This is a genomic window from Nonomuraea jabiensis (assembly GCF_014204795.1).
Taxonomy (GTDB): Bacteria; Actinomycetota; Actinomycetes; order Streptosporangiales; family Streptosporangiaceae; genus Nonomuraea; species Nonomuraea jabiensis.
Genome location: NZ_JACHMB010000001.1, coordinates 12,138,476 through 12,158,501, shown reverse-complemented (window position 1 = coordinate 12,158,501; position 20,026 = coordinate 12,138,476). Strand labels below are relative to the sequence as shown.

Here is a 20,026-nt window from a genome sequence, read left to right as displayed (position 1 = left end):
GTCACCGCCATGACGACACAGACCTGGATCATCACCGGCGCGTCCCGGGGTTTCGGACGCGCACTGGCGGAGGCGGCGCTCGCGGCGGGCGACCGCGTGGTGGCCGCGGTGCGCCGGCCCGAGAGCGTGGCCGACCTGGCGGCGGAGCACCCCGACACCTGCCTGATCGCGCAGTACGACGCCCGGGACGCCGGCGCGGCCGGCGAGCTCGTACGTGCCACCCTGGTCCGTTTCGGACAGCTCGACGTGCTCGTCAACAACGCGGGCCGGGCCGTGGTCGGAGCGGTCGAGGAGGTCGGCGACGCGCAGCTGCGCGAGCTGATGGACCTGCACCTGTTCGGCCCCGCCGCGCTCGTGCGGGCGGCGCTGCCCGCGATGCGCGCGCGGGGCACCGGGACGATCGTGCAGATGAGCAGCCAGGGCGGGCGGACGTCGTTCCCGGGCGTGTCGGCGTACTCGGCGTCGAAGTTCGCCCTCGAAGGCTGGTCCGAGGCGCTGGCCGGGGAGGTCGCGCCGTTCGGGATCCGCGTGATGATCGTCGAGCCGAGCCGGTTCCGGACCGACTTCAACGCGGGTGACGTGCTGGAGTTCACCGAGGCGTCCGAGACGTACCGCGAGCTGCTGACCGCCGTCCGCTCGGACATGGCCGCCGCCGACGGCCGCCAGGAGGGCGACCCGGTGCGGGCGGCCGAGATCATCGTGTCCCTCGCGCACGGCGACGAGGTGCCGCTGCGGCTGCCGCTCGGGCGCGAGGCCGTCGAGCGGATCTCGGGCGCGTACCGGCGCGGACTGGAAGAGGTCGAGCGGTGGGCCGAGACCGCCCGCGGCGCCGACTTCGCGGACGCCCCGGCATCGGTCCGGCCGATTTAGGCTGGCTGTCATGGCCACCGACGATCTGATGACCAGGGCGCTCGAAACGCTCGGCGACGACGGCCCGATGTCGGTCGAGGCGATCCACCGCCTCACCGACCTGGCCGAGGTGCCCGAGCCGATGACGATCGCAGACGTCGCCGACCTGCTCGGCATCTCGCCCCACACGCTGCGCTACTACGAGCGGGCCGGGCTGGTCGAGGTGGGCCGTGACGGCAACGGTCATCGCCTCTACGACGCCGCCGCGGTGCGGCGGCTGGTGTTCCTCACCCGGATGCGGCTGTCCGGCATGCCGATGCGCGACCTGCAGGACTACATCGCGCTCGTCGACGCCGGGGAGCACACGGTGCCGGAGCGGCTCGACATGCTGATCGAGCACCGCGACACCGTCCGCCGCCGGATCCGCGAGCTGACCCTGTCCCTCGCGGCGGTCGAGTACAAGATCGCCACGTACGGCGGCTCGACCGGCCCGGACGTCCAGACCCCCGCCACCGACCGCCCGGCGCGGCGGGCACTGCGGGCGGGGTGAGGCAGGACGCCTGCCGCGCTCGAGCGACGGCGATCAGCGGCCTGTTGCCCGGCCCGGCGAGCGGGGGATCCTGGATGCGTGCAGACACGACGATCCGCCTCCGAACCGCCGACCTCGCCGCTGCTGGAGCGCATCCGCGCCGGCGTCATCGGCGATGACGAGGTGCTGCAGGGCCCGTACGGACCGCGCCGCATCATCTACGCCGACTACACCGCCTCGGGCCGGTCGCTCGGCTTCATCGAGGACTTCATCCGGGACCACGTCCTGCCGCGCTACGCCAACACCCACACCGAGAGCTCCGGAACCGGGCTGCAGACCAGCCGATTACGCGAGCAGGCCCGTGCCGCCGTCCACGACGCCGTCGGCGGCGGCCCGGACGACGTGGTGATCTTCTGCGGTTCGGGCGCGACCGCGGCGATCAACAAGCTCGTCGGCATCCTGGAGCTGCGGGTCCCCGGCCGGTACGCGCGGATGGTCCCGGAGGAGGACCGGCCGATGGTGTTCGTCGGCCCGTACGAGCACCACTCCAACGAGTTGCCCTGGCGGGAGTCCATCGCCGACACCGTCGCCATCGGCGAGGACCGCGACGGCCACATCGACTGCGACGACCTGCGGGCCCAGCTGGCCCGCCACGCCGACCGGCCGCTGCTGATCGGCAGCTTCTCGGCCGCCTCGAACGTGACCGGCATCCTGTCCGACACCGAACGCATCGCGGCCCTGCTCCACGAGCACGGCGCGCTGTCGTTCTGGGACTACGCGGCGGCCGGGCCGTACGTGCCGATCCGGATGGCCGCCAGCGCGCCCGGCGCGGACGACCACAAGGACGCGATCTTCCTGTCGCCGCACAAGTTCGTCGGCGGGCCGCAGACGCCCGGCGTCCTGGTGGTGCGGCGCGACCTGGTCCGCAACCGGGTGCCCACCGCGCCGGGCGGCGGCACCGTGCTGTTCGTGGACCCCACCGGGCACCGCTATCTCGACGACGCGATCGCCCGCGAGGAGGGCGGCACACCGGCCATCGTCGAGTCGATCCGCGCCGGGCTGGTCTTCCGGCTCAAGCAGGCCATCGGCACCGACCTCATCCAGGCCCGCGAGGAACGCTTCTGGCAGCGGGCCCTGCGGCGGTGGGAGAGCAGCCCGAACATCGAGATCCTCGGCGACCGGCACTCCCGCCGGCTGTCCATCGTGTCGGTCCGCATCCGGTCCGGGGAGCTGTTCCTGCACCACAACTACGTGGTGGCGGTGCTGAACGACCTGTTCGGCATCCAGGCGCGCGGCGGCTGCTCCTGCGCCGGCCCCTACGGCCACCGCCTGCTGGCCATCGACGCCGCCCGCTCGCGGGCCTTCGAGGAGGAGATCGGGCACGGCTGCCACGGCATCAAACCCGGCTGGGTACGCATCAACTTCAACTACTTCGTCTCCGACGCGGTCTGCGACTACCTCATCGAGGCCGTCGAACTGGTCGCCCGGTACGGCCACCGGTTGCTGCCCGACTACCGCTTCGAGCCTCGCACCGGGCTGTGGCGGCACCACCGCGACTCCGCCGAGCCGCCGCTGCGCCTTTCCGACCTGCGCTTCGACGACCCCGGCGCGCTGCCCGCCCCGCACGTCCGGGCCGGCGAGGACGCCCTGCCCGGCTACCTGGAGGAGGCCCGGGCCATCCTGGCGGCCCGCTCCGACGAGATCGACCTGCGCCCGCCTGGCCTGCCGGACGACTTCGAGCGGCTGCGCTGGTTCCCGCTGCCGGCCGACTGCCTGGCCACGACCTGACCCCGTATAGGGGCATCTGGCCGTGCATGTACGGGCGATGATCGGGTACGCATGTCGTCATGCCCGTCGCAGGCTATGAAGGATGGTTATTGGGGGCTCGGTACCGGTTGCTGGCCGAGCTGGGCCAGGGGGCCATGGGCAGGGTCTGGCGCGCTCATGACGAGCTGCTGGACCGGCAGGTGGCGGTCAAGGAGATCCGCATCCCGCACCAGCCGGGGCCGGAGCGCGAGGCGCTGCTCAGGCGGACCCTGCGCGAGGCCCGCCTGACCGCGCGGCTGAGCCACCCGCACATCGCGGCCGTGTACGACGTCGTGGTCGCCGACGAACGGCCGTGGATCGTCCTGCAGCTCGTCCCTGCTCCCAGCCTCGCCCAGGTGATCGGCGAGCGGGGACCGCTGCCCCTCTCCGAGGTCGCCCGCATCGGGCTCGAAGTGCTGGACGCCCTGCGCGCCGCCCACGCCGGCGGCATCGTGCACCGCGACATCAAGCCCGCCAACATCCTCATCACCGACGACGGGCACGCCATCCTCACCGACTTCGGGCTGGCCAGCACCCTGGCCGACCAGGCGCGCCTGACCCGGGAGAGCATCGTCGTCGGCACGCCCGCCTACATCGCCCCCGAACGCGCCCGCGGCGGCCCCGCCACGCCGCAGGCCGATCTGTGGTCGCTGGGCGCCACCTTGTACGCGGCGGTCGAGGGCCGTGCCCCGTTCGGGTTCAGCAGCGAGCTGGCCACCCTGTCCGCGGTGCTGGCCTCGGACCCGGCGCCGTGCGAGCGCGCGGGGCCGCTCGCCTCGGTCATCGCCGGGCTGCTGGACAAGGATCCGGACCGGCGTACGGACGCGGCCCGCCTTCAGGAGCAACTGTCCGCCCTGTGCGAGCAGCCGGTCATGCCGATCTCTTCGGACCCGCCGACCGTTGACGGGGACAGCGGGCGGATCAGCGCCTCGCCCGCCGGCCGCCCTCTTGGCGAACGGGCGCCGTACGGGCGGTGGGTCGTCGAGCACTGGCGGCAGACGGCCGTCGTCGCGGCCCTGATCGTCAGCGTGCTGGCGACCAGCTCGTGGTGGGGGGTCGAGCCGAGCACGCACCCTTCGCCCTCCGGGACGCAGGCCACTCCGCCGCCCACCGTGCCGCCCACCGTGCCGCCCACCGTGCCGCCCACTGTGCCGCCCACTGTGCCGCCCACTGTGCCGCCTGCGATGACCGAGCTGGACACCGCGCTGCCGGCCAACCTCGTCTCGGGCCGGCGCCGGGCCGCCAGGAGCGAACCGGAGCACGCTCGTACGGCACCGCCCCTGTCCACCGACATCTCGCACGGACCGGCCGAGAAGGTCAAGACGAAGAAGGACAAGACGAAGAAGGTCAAGAGGCACGGCCCGAAATGACGGTCGCCGCGCGCGAGCCGCGCACCCCGCCGGCCGGGCTGCTCGCCGGAACCTTCGGCTTCGGGGGCCCGGCTCTGAGGGCCGGCGTGGGCCGGGGACGAGGTCGTGGAGGCGTCGGCTGCGGGATCGCCGCCGGTAGAACGGCGTGACGGTCGGCTCGCGATCGGCCGAGGTGTCCGGATGCCCCCTGGGCAGGTGCCGATCCGGGTGCGGTAGGACGTGAAGACGCGCGCCCTCCTACGGACGCGTTCGGCGGGTCTCCGCACCCGCCGGGCCCTCCGGCCGGTGACGGGTGTCGTGGATGGAGCCGACAGGGTTGGCGTGGGCGAGGATGGCGCTGGTCAGGGCCTCCGCGAGTTCGGAGGGGGCCCGCGGGTTGGTCAGCAGGACGAGGTCGAGTTCGCCCAGCTCGGGTAGTCCGGCACCCTTGGGCAACTCGACCAGATCGGCGGGCAGCAGGCTGCGGGCGAAGATCGCGATGCCGAGTCCGGCGCGGGTGGCGGCCAGAACGGCGTTGACCCCGCGCGCCGTACAGACCACACGGTGCTTGACGCCCGCCTGCTCCAGCGCCTGCACCGCCAGCGCCCGGCTGGGGCTGGGCGCCTGGTACACGATCAGCGGCACCCGCTGTCCCTCGTCCCACCGCAGGCCGGTGCCCTCGACGGCGGCCCAGACCAGCCGGTCCCGGCGCACCAGCCGGCCCCGCCCCTCTCCGGCGGTGGTCTGGAGGAAGGCGACGTCGACGTGGCCGGATTCCACCCGGCGTTGCAGTTGCACGCCCTGCTGGGCCACGGTCAGGTCCAGCGTGACACCTGGGTTGAGGTGCCGGAACTCGCGCAGGATCCGCGGCACCTGGCTCAGCGCGAGATCGTCGGTCACGCCGAACCGCAACCGGCCCCGCACCCCGGCGCCGGTGAAATAGTCCGCCGCCTGAGCGTGTGCGGTGAGGATCGTACGGGCGAAGCCGACCATCGCCTCTCCGTCGACGGTCAACGTCACGCTGCGAGTGTCCCGGACCAGCAGCGGCCGGCCAACCGCCTGCTCGAGCTTGCGGATGTGCTGGCTCACCGTGGGCTGACCGAGGCCCAGCGCCGCCGCGGCCCGGCTGAAGCTCAACGACTGCGCCACCGCCAGGAACGTGCGCACCTGCTCGGGAGGAAACATCACGGGCCGACGGTAGGCCAGCTCATCATGATTCGCAATAAGACTTATTTGATCAATTCCCTTTCGTAAATTGATCTCGCTGCCCAACGATGGAGACACAGCCCCCTTACTGGAGGAGGAGTTCCGTTGTGACCAGGGCGGCCGAAAGACCCGAGCCCCCCAACCCCCGCCCGACACCATCCATCCCTCGACGTGCCAGGCTCGCCGCGCTGCGTTCCCGGAACTTCCGGCTCTTGCTGCTCGGCCAGACGGTGGCGACCACCGGGATGTGGGTGCAGCGCATCGCCCAGGACTGGCTGGTGCTCAGCCTCACCGGAGACGCCACCGCCGTCGGAGTCACCACCGCTCTGCAACTGGCTCCCATGCTGGTCTTCGGCCTGGCCGGTGGCTGGATCGCCGATCATTACCCGAAGCGCCGCGTGCTGCAAGCCACGCAGGCCGCGACCGGCGCCCTGGCCGCGACGCTCGCCGTGCTCACCCTCACCGGCCACGTCACCGCCTGGCACATCCAGCTCCTGGCGGCCGGTCTCGGCATCATCGCCGCGATCGACCAGCCTGTCCGGCTGGCGTTCGTCACCGATCTGGTCGAGCGTGACCACCTGTACAGCGCCATCAGCCTCAACTCCTCGACGTACCAGCTCGGTGCCCTCGCCGGCCCGGCGGTGTCCGGCGCGCTGATCAGCGCCGTCGGTCCCGGCTGGGCCTTCGCTCTCAACGCCGTCTCCTACGCTGTCCCGCTCATCGCTTTCGCCTGCATCGACCCGGACCGGCTCCCACAACCGCGCCCCGCGGCGCCCGCCGCCGCACCCGCTCCAGGTGGGATGCGCGGGCTGGTACGGCGACCGGAGATCTGGCGGCCCATCGCGCTGGCCGGCGCGTTCAGCATGTTCACCAGCAGCCTGCCGGTCACGCTGTCCTCCTATGCCCGCACGCTCGACATCGGACCGTCCGGCTACGCGATGCTCACCTTCGTCGTCGCGCTCGGCGCCATGCTCGGCGCGCTGATCGCCGCCGGCCGAACCCGCACCTCCATGCGCGGGCTGGCCTGGACCGGGTCTGCGGTGGCCGCCATGTACTTACTCGCCGCCGCCATGCCGGCACCGTGGAGCCTCGCGTGCGCCCTCGCCGGGATCGGCATGACCACCACGCTGTTGTTCACGGCGGTCAACGCCACCGTGCAGGTCGCCGCCGGGACCGAGGTTCGCGGCCGGGCGATGGGCGTCTACCTGCTCGTGTTCTTCGGGTGCGGCGCGCTCGGCGGACCGCTGGTCGGCGCCATCAACCAGCACCTCGGGCCCCGAATCGGCCTGGCGCTCGCCGGTGCGGTGCCCGCCGCCGCCCTTCTCCTGCTCTCCCTCGCGCACTTCGTACGCCGCCCTGCCGCGGTGCCACCGTCCGACGCGTCCCGGCGCCCCTCCGGCACCGGCCAGGCATCCACACCCCACACCCGATCGCGACTCCACTGACCCGCCGACGCCGGCAGTCTCGGACTCCCGGCCTGCGAGGCCCTGACTCACCAGCCGCTGCGGCACCCTGCCGGTGACGGCGGGCCCCGTAGGCGAGCCTGGCCGCGCGGCGGGACCTGGTGGAGGGCGGTACGACGCCGCTCGCCCGCACCCGTGCGACCCGCCACCCCGCCCACCCCCACCCGGTCTTCGCCCCGGACGGCTCGGCCGTGCTGTTCAACGATCTCGGCGAGGACGGCACCCTCTCCATCACCCGCGTCGACGTCGGCGCGGGACGAAACAGGAGAGTCTCATCCTGATTGATGAGGTTCTCGGGCGTCCGCTCCTACAAGCGGTTCGTCCTGGAGGGCGAGGCGGCCGGGCGATCGCGTCCCTAGATTCGTGACGTGTCCAAAAGAGCTGTGGTCGCCCGAGCGCTGCGCAGGGTCGCCGCCTGGTGCGCGGTGGTGGTCGTGCTGGCGGCCGTCGCCGGGTTCTGCTACGAGTCGGTGGCCCGGCAGGGGGACCCGTCCGTGCCCGGGCGGCTGGTGGAGGTGGGCGGCCATCGGCTGCACCTCCACTGCACGGGCTCGGGGGCGCCGACCGTCGTGCTGGAGGCCGGCCTGGCGGAGTCGAGTGCGAGCTGGGACGTGATCCAGCGCGGGCTGCCCGGCCGCGTGTGCGCGTACGACCGCGCGGGGTACGCCTGGAGCGAGGACGGCCCTGCCCCTCGTACGGCGGACCGCGCCGCGGCGGAACTGCGCGCGCTGCTCGCCGCGGCGGGCGAGGCGGGCCGGTACGTCCTGGTCGGGCACTCCTACGGCGGCACGATCGTGCGGCTCTTCGCGCACCACTGGCCCGAGCTGACCGCCGGGCTCGTGCTGATCGACGTCACGGACGAGAACGCCACCGAAGCCCTCCAGGTCTCCCGCCCGCTCCTCGCCGCGCAGTTCACCGTCAACCAGGTCCTGGCGCGCGTCGGCGTGCTGCGGCTGTTCGGCGACGCGCTGGTGCCGGCCGACGCCACCGCGGCGGCGCGTGCGAGCGCTCCGGTCGTCTACGGCCCGGGCAGCATGGCCGCCGCCCGGGCCGAGGCCTGGGCCGCGGCGGACAGCGCCGCCCAGGTCCGCGCGACGGTACGACCAGGCGCGTGGCGCGACCTGCCCGTCGTGGTCGTCATCCCCGCGGGCCAGCCGGCGACGGCGGTCGATCAGGCCGGACGTCTCGCCGCGCTGTCCAGCCGCGGCCGTGTCGTCGTCGCCGGCACCGCGGACCACTACGTGCAGCACGCCCAGCCCGACCTGGTGATGGAAGCGATCAGATCGGTCCGGTGAGCGGCCGCGGTGGGTGCTCCACGGCCACGGCGGGGCCGGACAGCTCCCCGCCTCTGCCGTGTCCGGGTCAGCCCTGCTTGCCCATGGCCTGGCGGATCACGTCGCGGACCCGGTCCATCATCGCGATGGGGGTTCCCATGAGCACGTTCTTGGTCGCCGATTCGGTGCCGGGGTGCGGGTGGGTGGGCGCCATCGCCTCCGCGGCCTTGACGCCGAGGGCCATGCTCCGGCGCTCGGCCTCGGTGGTGTGGCCGCGCAGCTGGGTGAACTCGTAGCGTTCCTCGCTGCGCGCGTGAGCTTCGACGGCGGCGCGCAGCACGGCGAGTTTCTCGGCGAAGTCCGGGGCCCCTGGCCCGGCCTGGTCCATCTGCTGAAGGAGCTCCTTGGCCTGGTTCTCCTCGGCCAGGCGGTCGTCGACGACGGCGTCACCGCCGTCGATCTTGAGGCGGGCGTAGGGGTGGACGATCTCCTCCTCGGCCGTCTCGTGCACGGCCAGCAGCCGCACCAGCCGGGTGAACGCCTCGCCCCGCTGGTCCGGCGTGGCCTGCTCGACCTCGTCGAACAGGTCCCTGATCATCGCGTGCTGAGCGACGAGCAGGTCGATGACGTCGCTCTCGCCCATCGTCTCGGGTCTCGTCTTCTGGGTGGTCATGATCGGTCTCCTCTCGGATACGGCCGGTGACTACCCGTGACATCGCCGGCCACGCGTGCCCTTACCGAGTCCGGAGCGTTCCACGGTGAGGCGTGGAGATTGTCCCCGGATCCCTCGGGTAGGCCCGGCTTGCGGACCCCGCCGCCCGGACCATCGACAAGGAGCACGAGGCAGATGACATTCAACCCGTTGCGGGAGCGGGGTATCCCGCTGGACAGGCAGCTACGGAACTGGCGCGAGCTGAACGTGACGCCGATCGATCCCGACCACGCCGATCCGTACACGCGGTGCCGGATCATCACGATGAACGGGATCGAGACGGAGGCGGTCTTCTTCAGCCACCACCTCGCCCGGCACTGCCCGGACCTGGAGCTCAAGCAGCAGCTGGCGCGGGTGCGCTACATCGAGGCGCAGCAGCAGAAGGCGGTCAACTGGCTGCTGCCCGGCCTGTCGTCGGTCCTGGAGACCACGATCGCCTACGAGCAGGTCGCCGTGGACCTGACCGCGTGGGTGGCCCGGATGGAGCCCGACGAGTATCTGAAGCAGGCCTACCAGTTCGGCGTGCTGGAGGACTTCGACCACCTCTACCGGTACGCGAACCTGTTCGAGATGATCGAGCACCGCAAGGCCGAGAAGATCGTGGACGCGCTGACCGAGGTCATGCCAGGCCGGCCCACGTACCTGCACCACCGCGACCCGGTGGACAACGTGCGCGAGCCGTACGACCGCAACAGCACCGCCCCGATCAGCAAGCTGCACGCGCTGACGATCATGTCGGCCGAGCAGCAGACCATGAACTTCTACATGAACGTCGGCCCCATGTACATGGAGCCGATCGCCCGCCAGCTGTATCAGGAGATCGGCCTGATCGAGGAGGAGCACGTCACCCACTACGAGTCGCTCGTCGATCCGGGCGAGAGCTGGTGGGAGATGCTGCTCAACCACGAGTACAACGAGTGCTACCTGTACCACTCGTTCATGGAGACCGAGTCCGACCCGAAGGTGAAGAACATCTGGGAGCTGCACCTCAACATGGAGCTGGAGCACCTGCGGCTGGCCGCGGAGCTGTTCAAGAAGCACGACGGCCGCGACCCGGAGCAGGTGTGCGCCCCCGAGCTGCCGGCCCCGGTCACGTTCGAGCCGAACAAGGCGTACCTGCGCGAGCTGATCGCCACCCAGATCGACTACACCACCCTGGGGACCGGCTACGTCCAGGAGGCCCACGAGCGCTTCGAGAAGATGCAGGAGGCGATCATGGGCGGCGACAAGGCGCCGTCCGAGCGGGTCATCGAGGACAACCGGGCCAGGTCCGGCCAGGAGTACCGCCTGCAGACCGAGGGCGAGCACCCCGTGCACAGCCTCGCCTTCCACCGCTGAGGAGATTTCACATGGGTCACCACCACACCCCCTGCACGCCTCGTCCGGCGCGGCAGCTCTTCGAGATCACCGCGCTGGACGCGGCGGGCGAGCAGTGGCACACCATCGGATGGGGGGTGGACCGGGCGGAGGCCGAGACCGTGGCGCAGGACTGCGTCACGCGCCCGGTCTCCCCCTACCGGGCGGCCCGCGTCCGCCACGACGGCCGGCTCATCGCCGAGCACCATCGCCGCGCTCGATGAAGACGCCCCCGCACCGGACGCGCTTCAGCGCCGCACGGCCCGCTGATCCTGCCTGTCAGGAACGTCCCCGGCCCGTGAGGAGATCGCGCAGGCGGTCCACCAGCCCCGCCCCCGGTGCCAGCAACTTGTTGGCGGGCGGGGTGTCCGGCGCCGACGGGTGCGGCCGGGTCGGGGCCATCTTCTTGGCCCGCTCCACCTTGCCGCCCAGCTCGACCAGCTGATCGGCCGGGCAGGCCTCACGAAGGCGCGGGAACAGATCGTTCTCCTCCTCCCGGATGTGTGCCCGGATCTGGCCCATGAGGAGTTGCGCGGTGGGCCAGAAGTCGGTCTGGCCCGGCTCCAGCGCCTCCAGCCGCTTCATCGTCTCCTCGGCGTCGGCGTGCTCGGCGATCTCCTGGTCGGCCAGCTTGCCGCCGCCTGGCACGTGGTCGCGTACGGTCGGGTACAGGTACTCCTCCTCGGCGACGGAGTGCCGTACCAGTTCGATGACCACTTTCTCGGCCAAGGTCTTGGCCTGCTCACCGCCGTCCCCGGTCATGCGTTCGAGCTGGGTGAACATCTCCTCCACCTCGCGGTGGTCGGTGACCAGGACCTCGATCATGTCCTGCTGCGTGCCCATGACGGCCTCCCTCGGGGTTCGCGTATGGGGCTCTTTCGCCCCTCGTTCCCGCTGACAGGGGCTTAAACAAGCGACCGGACGGCGGGAGCGAACCCCGGCTCGGGGATCAGCGTGCCGCCAGAAAGGCGGTGATCTCCCGCAGGAACCGGTCACGCCCCCGCTCGGGGCGGTCGAGGTGCACGTAGTGCGTGGCGCCCGGCAGTTCCACGGTCCTGACTGATTTGGCGTGGACCAGGTGGGAGCTGAGGGCGGTGACGTCCTCGGGACGGCTCCAGAAGTCGTTGCCGCTGCGCACGACCAGCGTCGGCGCGGTGATCAGGCTGGCGTCCCAGAGCTGGCGTCCCGTGGACAGGTAGAAGCTGTCCTCCATGGCTCCGGACGGGGCACGGAAGCTGGGCGGCGTGCGGGTGCCGCTGGTCGGGTCGGAGGCGAGGGCCGCCTTGACGTAGGCGTCCACGACCGCCGGATCGCGCCAGGTCGTCTTGTCCTCGTCCGGGATGCTGCGGTCCCACGACGGGAGGAGGCTGTCGCCGGTGTTGAGCCGGTACGCCCCGAAACGGGCGGTGTTGAACTGGCCGGGGCGATCCGGGTGCTCGTTGTCGCTGCCGCGGCCCATCGTCGGGTGGTCGGGGACGGGGCCGTAGAGGGTGTTGTAGAGGATGAGGCGGTCCACCTTGTCCGGGTACGCGGCGGCGTACTGGCCGAGCCAGTGGCCGCCGGTCGCCCAGCCGAGCAGCGCCACCCTGCCCCCGGAGCTGCCGCCGGAGCTGCCCCCGGAGCGCCGGCGGATCCCGTCGACGACGGCGGCGACGTCGCGGACCACGGTGTCGGAGCGGACGGCGGGCGGGTTCGTCTCCGGCGGCTGCGACAGGGCCGGGGGCCTGGTGGAGCGGCCGTAACCTCTGGCGTCCATCACGTAGACCCGGTGGCCGGCGCGGGCCAGGTCCTCGGCGAGCGAGCCGCCGCGGACCGGCAGGTCGAAACTGCCCACGCCGGGGACGCGGGCGCCGTGCAGCAGCAGGACGGGCGGGCCGGCCGGCCTCCCGGCGGCGACCTCGCGCACCGCGATCCTGACGCCGGGGTCGCTCGTGACGTGGAAGTCCGCGCGCTCGACCCTCTCCGATCTCGCCTCCACCGCGAACGAGGCGACGGTGACCAGGCCGACGACGGTGTTCAGCAGGAAGCCCATCAGAAACTCCTTCTCGGGGAACGCGCATGAGGCCTCGATCCTGCCGCCGCCCCGCCTGGAGGAGTCGCATTGTGCGCCCAATTCGCGGTGACTCATATGATTGGCATATGAATCTGCAGCGGCTCCGCTACGCGGTGGCGCTCGCCGACGAGCTCAACTTCGGCCGCGCGGCCCTGCGCGAGGGCATGCGGCAACCGCCGTTCAGCCAGCAGATCAGCAAGCTGGAGGAAGAGCTCGGGGTGCGGCTGTTCGAGCGCACGACCCGGCAGGTACGCCTCACGCCCGCCGGCGAGGCCTTCGTCGCCGAGGCCCGCGCCAGCCTCGCCCACGCCGAGCTGGCGGCCGAGTCGGCCAGGCGGGCGGGCAGGGGAGAGGCGGGGCGGCTGGCGATCGGGTTCGTGGGGTCAGCGACCAACCTCACGCTGCCCCGGCTGCTGCGCCGGTTCCGGGCCCGCTACCCGGGCGTCCAGGTCGAGCTGCGCGAGCTGACCACCGCCCAGCAGGCCGAAGAGCTGCGCCAGGGGCTGCTGGACGTCGGCCTCCTGCACGCCCCGCTGGCCGGGCCGGCCGCCGAGGTGCTGACCACCCGCACCGTCGCCCGCGAACTCCTGCTCGCCGCCCTGCCCGCCGGCCATCCCCACGCCGCGCACAAGTCCCTGCCGACGGGGATGCTGGCGGGGGAGCCGTTCGTCATGTTCCCCCGGCGGTTCGGGCCCGCCCTCCACGACCAGATCATCGGGGTGGCCAGGGCGGCCGGGTTCGAGCCCCGGATCGTGCAGGAGGCCGTGCAGATGCAGACCATCGTGGGGCTGGTGGCGGCCGGGCTCGGCGTGTCGATCGTGCCGGAGTCGGTGGCCCGCCTGCGCCGCGGCGACGTCGTTTTCCGGCCGCTGGCACCGGCGACCCGCGTGGTCACCCTGGACCTGACCTGGCGCACCGGCGACCCCAACCCGATCGTCCGCAACTTCCGCGCCGCCGCTTTCGAACTCTGACGGCAGGCATCAAAGCCCTGAAAGTTGGGCGGAGGGGTCGGGCGTTGGCCGACGATGGGGTGGAGGAGGTCTCGTGCGAAGAGTGATCGCATGCCGCTCGTCACGGCGGATGGCGTTCGACCTCGTCGACGGCAAGCCGCACGAGCTGCTGCTCCGCTACGGGTACGGCGCCTGCGACACCGTTCACGGGGCACGCGCCTACGAGACCGGGCAGCTGGTGGTGGTCGACGTGGACGAGGAGGACTCCAGCTCCGGCAAGCCCTGCCCGGGCGATCCTCAGGACGGCCACGACCACCGTCACGCTCGCCCGGCCGCTGGGCGACCGCCTCGTGCTCGACTCCGGTACGGGGCTGCCGGTGCTGCGGGGGCTGAACAGGAGGTGATCGCCCGGCCCGTGTATACGCTCTGACGTGCGGTTATGTCCCTATCTGCCGGGTAGCGCAGCCAGGAGGGGCAGAGCGGAACACGGTGAGCCGTTCCCGCGCCTGCCCCTGACACCGGAGGCAGGGCGGCCGAGCGGGTCCACGGCGACGACGCCTCGTGCCGGGTTCCGGCCGTCCTGGTGCCGGCCACAGCGGAGGGTACGGAGATGGCGCGTTGTCTGGTCACCGGGGCGACCGGCTACATCGGCGGCCGGCTGGTCCCCGAGCTGCTCGCGGCAGGTCACGAGGTCCGCTGCATGGCACGCTCCCCCGACAGGCTGCGGGACCTGCCATGGGCGGCGCGCACGTCGGTCGTCAAGGCGGACGCCACCGACCACGGACAGACCCGGGAGGCCCTGGACGGCATCGACGTGGCCTACTACCTGATCCACACCATGGGCGGGACCGGGCAGTTCGCCGCGAACGACCGCAGGGCCGCCGAGACGTTCGCGGCGGCGGCCGAGCAGGCCGGGGTACGACGCATCGTCTACCTCGGCGGGCTCGTCCCGAGCGAGCGGCTCTCCCCTCATCTGCGCTCCAGGGCGGAGGTGGGCGAGATCTTCCTGCGGGCGGGCGTGCCGGCGGTGGTGCTGCGGGCCGCGGTCGTCATCGGCTCCGGCTCGGCGTCGTTCGAGATGCTGCGATACCTGACCGAACGGTTGCCGGTCATGACGACGCCCCGCTGGGTGCACACCCGTACGCAACCCATCGCCGTACGGGACGTGCTGCGTTACCTCACCGCCTGGGCGAGCGTGCCCGACGAGGTCAACCGGGCCTTCGACATCGGCGGCCCGGACGTGCTGACCTACGCCGACATGATGCACGGGTACGCGTCCGTGGCCGGTCTGCCGCACCGCGCGATCATTCCCGTGCGGGTGCTCACCCCGAGGCTGTCGAGCCTCTGGGTGGGCCTGGTCACCCCGGTCCCGTCCGGGATCGCGCGGCCGCTGGTCGAGTCGCTGCGCAACGAGGGGATCTGCGGCGAGCACGACATCGCCCGCTACGTGCCCGACCCGGAGGAGGGGCTGATCGGTTTCCGCGAGGCCGTCTCGCTGGCGCTCAAGAAGATCAAGGAGGCTGACGTCGCCACCCGCTGGTCCTCGGCCTCCACGCCCGGCGCCCCGAGCGACCCGCTGCCGACCGATCCCGACTGGGCGGGCGGCAGCCTCTACATCGACTGCCGCAGCCTGCGGGTGGACGCGGACCCGGAGGCGTTGTGGCAGGTCATCGAGGGTATCGGCGGGCGCAACGGCTGGTACTCCCTGCCGGTCGCCTGGCACCTGCGCGGCCTGCTGGACGGACTCTTCGGCGGCGTCGGGCTGCGGCGCGGGCGGCGGGACGCGGACCGGCTGAGGGTGGGCGACGCGCTCGACTTCTGGCGGGTGGAAGAGGTGCTGCCCGGTCGCCTGCTGCGGTTGCGCGCCGAGATGCGCCTACCGGGCCTGGCCTGGCTGGAGCTGGGCGTCTCCCGATCCTGCGGGAGCACCTTCTACCGGCAGCGGGCGATCTTCCACCCGCACGGCCTGCTCGGTCACCTCTACTGGTGGGCGATCCGCCCCTTCCACGACCTGATCTTCGGGCGCATGCCCGTCAACGTGGCGGCCGCCGCCGCCCGGCGGAAGGCCGTGCCCGCGTAAGATCCGCTCGCCGGTGAAAGTTTCACCGAATTCAGCGTCCGCGACGGGGCGATGTGCAGTCTCCAGGAGCGGCGATCCGCGCATGGTTGACGGGCCGCAGTAAGGGCTTTACGTTCCGCGAGTAATGGGAGCGCTTCCAGAAGGCCGGAGCCAGGAGGAGAAGCCATGACGCAAGCTCGTGATGGAGTGCTGAGCCGAAGGGCCGTCCTGGCGGCGATGGGGGCCGTACCGGTCCTCGCGACCGCGACGCCGGCCGCCGGAGCCGCCGTGACGGCTGCCGCCGCGGTGGTCATCGATCGGTCGGCGCAGCGGCAGACGATACGGGGCTTCGGCGGCATGACCCACGCGGCCTGGATCGGCGACCTGACGGCCGCCCAGCGGGACACGGCGTTCGGCACCGGGGAGGGCCGGCTGGGGTTCTCCGTGCTGAGGATCCCCGTCCCGGAGAACCAGGCGGACTGGGGCCGCGATCTCGCGACGGCCAGGCGCGCGAGCGAGCTGGGGGCGGCCGTCATCGCCTCGCCGTGGAATCCCCCCGCCCGCATGGTGGAGACCTTCGTCCGCGGCAGCCAGACCAACGCCAGACGCCTCAGGTACGACATGTACGGCGCCTATGCCCAGCACCTCAACGACTTCAACACCTACCTGCGGAACAACGGAGTGAACCTGTACGGCATCTCGGTGCAGAACGAGCCCGACTACGCGCACGACTGGACGTGGTGGACTCCCGCCGAGATGGTCCGGTTCCTGCGGGAGAACGCCGGCTCGATCGGCACCAGGGTCATCGCCCCCGAGTCCTTCCAGTACCTGAAGAACATGTCGGATCCGATCCTCAACGACGCCGCGGCGCTCGCCAACGTGGACATCATCGGGGCCCACCTCTACGGCACGTCGTTCGCGAACTTCCCCTACCCCCTCTTCAAGCAGAAGGGCGCGGGCAAGGAGCTGTGGATGACCGAGGTCTACTACCCCAACAGCAGCGACTCGGCCGACCTGTGGCCCCAGGCGCTCGACGTGGGGGAGCACATCCACCGCGCCATGGTGGAGGCCGAGTTCCAGGCGTACGTCTGGTGGTACATCCGGCGCGGCTACGGCCCCATGCGTGAGGACGGCCAGATCAGCAAGCGCGGCGCCAACATGGCGCACTTCGCCAGGTTCGTCCGACCCGGATACGTGCGGGTCGAGGCGACGGCGAACCCGGCGTCGAACGTCTACGTGTCGGCCTACCGGGGTGGCAACTCGACGGTCGTGGTCGCCGTCAACAAGGGGACCGCCGCGGTGAGCCAGCAGTTCACCCTGAGGAACGGCACCGCCTCCAGCGTCTCGTCCTGGCTGACCGACGCGAGCAGGAACGTCGCGTCCCAGGGCACGACCGGCGTGTCGAACGGTTCCTTCACCGTCACGCTTCCCGCTCGAAGCGTGATGACCTTCGTGACCGCGTGAGCCACGGCTCCCGGCGGGGATCGACACCAGGCTCGCTCCCGGGCTTTACACGGCTTTTCGGGGCCCGTTGATTGTGTGGTCGCCGACGTTGTTGATCACTTCTGGGAGTGCTGGTGAAGAAAGTTCTGGCCGCGGTGACCGTGTCCGCTTCCCTGTCCATGCTCGCCCCGGCCGCGACCGCGAGCGCGGCCCCGCCCGATCCCGCCCCCGGCGGGCCGCAGCGCCCCTACGAGCCCGATGTCGAGGGCACGGAGAACCTCGACTCGCTGACGGTGACGGCGACCCGCGGGGCCGGCCGGAGCGTGACGATCGCGTTCGACCGGCGCAGCCGGGCCGCAACGGGGGAGGTCCCGGCCGGGGCGCGCAGGTTCGTGTTCCTGTTCGACCGCTCGGTGCGCTTCAACCCCGAAGCCTTTCCCACCTGCGCCCGTACCGTGATCGAGAAGCAGGGGACGAAGGCGTGCCCGGCGGGCTCGCGGATCGGCGGCGGGCGCGGCGAGTCCGCGAACGGGCAGTCGCAGGAGGTGCTGGCCTTCAACACGCGGGTGGGGCGGCTGCCCGGGGTGCTGGTGGTGCTGCCCGCGTCCGGCGTGATCCTGGAGCAGACGTTCGAACGCGTCTCGGATCCGTACCGGGCGGACTACCGGTGGGCGCTGGACGAGATCCTGCCGCCCACGTCCGTACCGCCGCAGGACCGTGCCGGCACCACGCGGTTCCAGCTCTCCTTCGGCGCCACCCGGCATCACCAGGGCCGCACGGTCGGCTTCGCCGAGACCGACGCCGAGCCGGGAGACAGGCTTACCTTCGGACTGTGGAGCGAGTTCGTGACCGGCCAGGTCGTCCTGCCCACCGCCCGGACGCCGCTCGCCACCGCCGGGTAAGGGTCCCGGCCGCCGGTCTCACACCCGGTGACGCGCCGCGTCGGCGCCTTCCGCCACGTCGAGCACGATGAGGGCGGCACGGGCGTCGACCACGGCCTGGGAGGAGCGCAGGTCGAGGCCGGTGAGGGCTTCGACGCGGCGGAGGCGCCGGCTCACGGTGTTGGGGTGCAGGGTAAGGGCGCGGGCCGTCACGTGGCGGTCCAGGCCCGAGTCGAGGTAGGTGCGCAGGGTCCGCAGCAGGGCGGCTCCGTGGTCGGACGAGCAGGTCGCGGGCTGGCGGCGGATCACGGCTTTCGCGCACGCGCACGGCACGCCGATCGGCGTGCAACTCGGCCATGCCGGACGCAAGGCGTCGACGTTCCCGCCCGGCCTCGGGAGCGGCTCGATCCCGGCGGCGGACGGCGGCTGGACCGCTACGGCGGCGGCTTCGACAACCGGGTCCGGCTGCTGCTGGAGGTGGTCGATGCCGTGCGAGGGGCTTGGCCGGCCGAGCGGCCGCTGCTCGTCCGGGTCTCGGCCACCGACTGGGTGGACGGCGGCTGGACGCCGGAGGAGACGGTCGATCTGGCCCGGCTCCTGCACGGTGCGTGACAAGGCGATGCTGCCGGTCGGCGCGGTCGGCCTGATCAGCGACCCGGACCAGGCCGAGACGGTGCTGAGCGAGGGCTCCGCCGACGTCGTCCTCCTGGGGCGGGAGGCGCTGCGAGATCCGTCGTGGCCGCTGCGCGCGGCCGCGCGCCTCGAACCGGCCACCCTCCGGGACCGCTATCCGCGGCAGTACCTGCGCGCCGTCTGAACCAGGTCCGTCACGCGGGGATCTTCTGCAGGATCTTCCCCTTGGCATCGGTGATGACGAGCCTCAGCACATCCGTTCCCGGGGGATACTCGATGGCCCAGAGCCCGAGCTCGGGGGCGACGTTCCGGGCGAGGTTCGCGTGAAACATCCGCCCGTCCTTGGTGACGGCCGTCACTACGTGAACGTCGTCGTTGGCGATCCCGAACCAGATGTCCTTGCCCCGGCCCTGGATACGGGCGAACTCCTTGGTGAGCGGCGGAAAGCTGGAGCAGGAGCCACCGTTCGGGCCGCTCTCGCACAGGAGGAGGTGGCCCTTGCGGGGCACGTCGCTCACCCACATCAACAGCGGCGCCACGGAGGCGATCTTCCCCTTGGGGGGATGCTTCTTCTTCAGTTCCGCGAATCCCTTGTAGGCGGGCCGTGGCGTGACCGTGATCGTGAAGGGCGCGGTGGGCGGGGTGGGCGGGGTGGGCGCACTGGCGACGACGCCGTTCTGGCGCTCCGCCCATGGTTGAACCGACCAGGCCAGGAGAACGGCCGCGGCCACCCCCGCCGCCGACGTCGCGGCGACGGTGGCACGACGGCGGCGGCGCATGGCGCGTCCCGCCGCCATGGCCCGGTGCACGTTCGTCGTGCTCGGCGGCTCCTCCTGCCGCGCCAGCGAGTCGAACACCTCTTTGACATCCATCATGATTCCTCCTTACGGGCGAGACGGGACTCCGGCGCGCCGAGCAGCGAGCGCAGGGTGGCCAGGCCGCGCGCGGTCTGGCTCTTGACGGTTCCGGTGGAGCAGCCCAGCGCGTGGGCGGTCTGCTCCACGCTCAGGTCGCAGTGGAAGCGCAGCACGAGGGTGGCGCGCTGGCGGGCGGGAACGGCGGCCAGCGCCCGGTTGACGTCCATGACCAGGTCCCGGTCGCCGCCCTCGGCCGGCCGGTCCGACAGGCTGGAGGTCAGCCGTACCCGGGAGAACCAGCTCCTTCGCTGCTCGGCGAGGAAGACCCGGACCAGCATCGTGCGCACGTAGGCGTCGAGGTCGTCCGCGGCCCGTGCCTGGCGCCATTTGACGTAGAGCCGCGTTATCGCCGTCTGCACCAGATCGTCGGCGCGGTGCCAGTCCTGGCACAACGGGTACGCGATCTTCCTCAGCCAGGACAGCCGGCCACTCACATAGGCGGTGTACTCCTCGTCAAGGCTCATAGGTCTCCCCGATAGATGACTTCACACCCAGGAGATGCTTCCGGCCGGGGCGCAGGTTGCACTCGCGAATGCGGCGGATCCG

The 20,026-nt window shown here is 71.8% G+C and carries 23 protein-coding genes; 16 read left to right on the top strand and 7 right to left on the bottom strand.

Features of this window, described 5'->3' with window-relative positions:
* Positions 1–9 precede the first annotated feature (9 nt).
* From HD596_RS55460 to HD596_RS55445, 4 genes are all read left to right on the top strand, one after another.
* On the top strand, positions 10–870 hold the full coding sequence (locus tag HD596_RS55460; RefSeq protein ID WP_185077435.1) for an SDR family NAD(P)-dependent oxidoreductase: 861 nt from the start codon (positions 10–12) through the stop codon (positions 868–870).
* 10 nt (positions 871–880) lie between these two features.
* Complete coding sequence (locus HD596_RS55455; protein WP_185077434.1) at positions 881–1,399, top strand: MerR family transcriptional regulator; 519 nt, start codon at positions 881–883, stop codon at positions 1,397–1,399.
* A gap of 78 nt (positions 1,400–1,477) precedes the next feature.
* On the top strand, positions 1,478–3,166 hold the full coding sequence (locus HD596_RS55450; protein WP_185077433.1) for an aminotransferase class V-fold PLP-dependent enzyme: 1,689 nt from the start codon (positions 1,478–1,480) through the stop codon (positions 3,164–3,166).
* Positions 3,167–3,255: 89 nt separating this feature from the next.
* Entirely contained in the window at positions 3,256–4,554 is a 1,299-nt protein-coding gene (locus HD596_RS55445) for a serine/threonine-protein kinase (RefSeq protein WP_185077432.1), read from the top strand.
* 237 nt (positions 4,555–4,791) lie between these two features.
* Here HD596_RS55445 and HD596_RS55440 read toward each other — a convergent pair whose 3' ends face one another.
* Entirely contained in the window at positions 4,792–5,718 is a 927-nt protein-coding gene (locus HD596_RS55440) for a LysR substrate-binding domain-containing protein (protein WP_185079346.1), read from the bottom strand.
* 128 nt (positions 5,719–5,846) lie between these two features.
* Here HD596_RS55440 and HD596_RS55435 point away from each other — a divergent pair, with 128 nt between their 5' ends.
* The 3 genes from HD596_RS55435 to HD596_RS55425 all read left to right on the top strand — a co-directional run bounded on the left by HD596_RS55435 (position 5,847) and on the right by HD596_RS55425 (position 8,497).
* Entirely contained in the window at positions 5,847–7,184 is a 1,338-nt protein-coding gene (locus HD596_RS55435; protein WP_185077431.1) for an MFS transporter, read from the top strand.
* A gap of 119 nt (positions 7,185–7,303) precedes the next feature.
* Positions 7,304–7,483 (top strand): TolB-like translocation protein, encoded by a 180-nt coding sequence (locus HD596_RS55430; RefSeq protein WP_185077430.1) that lies wholly within the window; start codon positions 7,304–7,306, stop codon positions 7,481–7,483.
* A gap of 87 nt (positions 7,484–7,570) precedes the next feature.
* Complete coding sequence (locus tag HD596_RS55425) at positions 7,571–8,497, top strand: alpha/beta fold hydrolase (RefSeq protein ID WP_185077429.1); 927 nt, start codon at positions 7,571–7,573, stop codon at positions 8,495–8,497.
* A 67-nt stretch (positions 8,498–8,564) separates the two neighbouring features.
* Here the strand turns inward: HD596_RS55425 and HD596_RS55420 are convergent, their stop codons facing one another.
* On the bottom strand, positions 8,565–9,149 hold the full coding sequence (locus tag HD596_RS55420; protein ID WP_246555484.1) for a hemerythrin domain-containing protein: 585 nt from the start codon (positions 9,147–9,149) through the stop codon (positions 8,565–8,567).
* 174 nt (positions 9,150–9,323) lie between these two features.
* Between HD596_RS55420 and HD596_RS55415 the strand changes: the two genes are divergently transcribed.
* A complete protein-coding gene (locus tag HD596_RS55415; RefSeq protein ID WP_185077428.1) occupies positions 9,324–10,526 on the top strand; it encodes a hypothetical protein in 1,203 nt (400 codons plus the stop codon).
* An 11-nt stretch (positions 10,527–10,537) separates the two neighbouring features.
* The gene (locus HD596_RS55410; protein ID WP_185077427.1) at positions 10,538–10,768 is read left to right on the top strand and encodes a hypothetical protein; all 231 of its coding nucleotides are present in this window, start codon (positions 10,538–10,540) and stop codon (positions 10,766–10,768) included.
* A gap of 55 nt (positions 10,769–10,823) precedes the next feature.
* Here the strand turns inward: HD596_RS55410 and HD596_RS55405 are convergent, their stop codons facing one another.
* A complete protein-coding gene (locus tag HD596_RS55405; protein ID WP_185077426.1) occupies positions 10,824–11,387 on the bottom strand; it encodes a hemerythrin domain-containing protein in 564 nt (187 codons plus the stop codon).
* Positions 11,388–11,493: 106 nt separating this feature from the next.
* Positions 11,494–12,576, bottom strand: a complete 1,083-nt coding sequence (locus HD596_RS55400) for an alpha/beta hydrolase (protein ID WP_185077425.1) — start codon at positions 12,574–12,576, stop codon at positions 11,494–11,496.
* Positions 12,577–12,683: 107 nt separating this feature from the next.
* Here HD596_RS55400 and HD596_RS55395 point away from each other — a divergent pair, with 107 nt between their 5' ends.
* From HD596_RS55395 to HD596_RS55375, 5 genes are all read left to right on the top strand, one after another.
* The gene (locus tag HD596_RS55395; RefSeq protein ID WP_185077424.1) at positions 12,684–13,568 is read left to right on the top strand and encodes a LysR family transcriptional regulator; all 885 of its coding nucleotides are present in this window, start codon (positions 12,684–12,686) and stop codon (positions 13,566–13,568) included.
* A gap of 73 nt (positions 13,569–13,641) precedes the next feature.
* The gene (locus tag HD596_RS55390) at positions 13,642–13,977 is read left to right on the top strand and encodes a hypothetical protein (protein WP_185077423.1); all 336 of its coding nucleotides are present in this window, start codon (positions 13,642–13,644) and stop codon (positions 13,975–13,977) included.
* A 180-nt stretch (positions 13,978–14,157) separates the two neighbouring features.
* Positions 14,158–15,627, top strand: coding sequence for an SDR family oxidoreductase (locus HD596_RS55385; RefSeq protein ID WP_185077422.1), 1,470 nt, complete (start codon positions 14,158–14,160; stop codon positions 15,625–15,627).
* 165 nt (positions 15,628–15,792) lie between these two features.
* Positions 15,793–17,070, top strand: a complete 1,278-nt coding sequence (gene xynC, locus HD596_RS64465) for a glucuronoarabinoxylan endo-1,4-beta-xylanase XynC (protein WP_281398360.1) — start codon at positions 15,793–15,795, stop codon at positions 17,068–17,070.
* 113 nt (positions 17,071–17,183) lie between these two features.
* Complete coding sequence (locus tag HD596_RS55375; RefSeq protein WP_185077421.1) at positions 17,184–17,951, top strand: hypothetical protein; 768 nt, start codon at positions 17,184–17,186, stop codon at positions 17,949–17,951.
* Between the two features lie 18 nt (positions 17,952–17,969).
* Here the strand turns inward: HD596_RS55375 and HD596_RS65400 are convergent, their stop codons facing one another.
* Positions 17,970–18,299: a helix-turn-helix domain-containing protein gene (locus tag HD596_RS65400; RefSeq protein ID WP_313047185.1), complete on the bottom strand. Its 330-nt coding sequence runs from the start codon at positions 18,297–18,299 to the stop codon at positions 17,970–17,972.
* On the opposite strand from HD596_RS65400, the gene HD596_RS65395 reads away from it, so the two are divergent.
* The gene (locus HD596_RS65395) at positions 18,201–18,542 is read left to right on the top strand and encodes an oxidoreductase (protein WP_313047184.1); all 342 of its coding nucleotides are present in this window, start codon (positions 18,201–18,203) and stop codon (positions 18,540–18,542) included. The two genes, HD596_RS65400 and HD596_RS65395, sit on opposite strands and share 99 nt — an antisense overlap.
* On the top strand, positions 18,535–18,747 hold the full coding sequence (locus tag HD596_RS64455; protein ID WP_313047182.1) for an oxidoreductase: 213 nt from the start codon (positions 18,535–18,537) through the stop codon (positions 18,745–18,747). Before HD596_RS65395 ends, HD596_RS64455 begins: the two co-directional genes overlap by 8 nt.
* A 10-nt stretch (positions 18,748–18,757) precedes the next feature.
* Here the strand turns inward: HD596_RS64455 and HD596_RS55360 are convergent, their stop codons facing one another.
* Positions 18,758–19,438, bottom strand: coding sequence for a hypothetical protein (locus tag HD596_RS55360; protein WP_185077420.1), 681 nt, complete (start codon positions 19,436–19,438; stop codon positions 18,758–18,760).
* Positions 19,435–19,944 carry a SigE family RNA polymerase sigma factor gene (locus HD596_RS55355; RefSeq protein WP_185077419.1) on the bottom strand — a complete coding sequence of 170 codons (510 nt, stop codon included), beginning with the start codon at positions 19,942–19,944 and terminating at the stop codon, positions 19,435–19,437. Before HD596_RS55355 ends, HD596_RS55360 begins: the two co-directional genes overlap by 4 nt.
* Positions 19,945–20,026 lie beyond the last annotated feature (82 nt).